Annotated in this window: 1 protein-coding gene; it reads left to right on the forward strand. The window is 48.6% G+C overall.

All coding sequences use genetic code 11. The features are described 5' to 3' along the window. On the forward strand, window positions 1–459 hold a 459-nt coding region (locus ETC00_RS19795), incomplete at both ends, for an ABC transporter permease (protein WP_371808924.1).

The following is a 459-nucleotide window of genomic DNA, read 5'->3' on the forward strand; positions in this document are numbered from 1 at the left end:
AGCAGTATCAATTCAAACAGAAAAAGGAAAAGTGGAAGGTCCATTCCTTTCAGCTTGCCATATTTATTCTCTTTTTCTCGGGCTGGGAAACCTCCAGCAGGCAGGGCTGGATCGATCCGCTGATCTTCAGCTCTCCATCAGCTGTGTGGCGATTAATGCTGGAGAAACTTGGTGACGGTTCTTTACTGTCACACATCGGCGTCACTTTATTTGAAACGGTGCTTGGCTTTTTGCTTGGGACGTTTATGGGCACGTGCCTCGCCGCTTTGTTATGGTGGTCTAACCGACTTGCCAGAATTTTAGATCCGTATCTTGTGATTTTGAATGCAATGCCGAAAGTGGCCCTAGGTCCGATCCTGATTGTCGCGCTCGGTCCCAGTTTTATCAGCATCATTGCGATGGGAGCCATCATCAGCGTCATTATCACAACCATCGTTGTCTACACCGCCTTCCAGGAGG

Origin of the sequence: Brevibacillus sp. MCWH (assembly GCF_013096935.1) — a bacterium.
In the GTDB taxonomy this organism is placed as follows: domain Bacteria; phylum Bacillota; class Bacilli; order Brevibacillales; family Brevibacillaceae; genus Brevibacillus; species Brevibacillus aydinogluensis.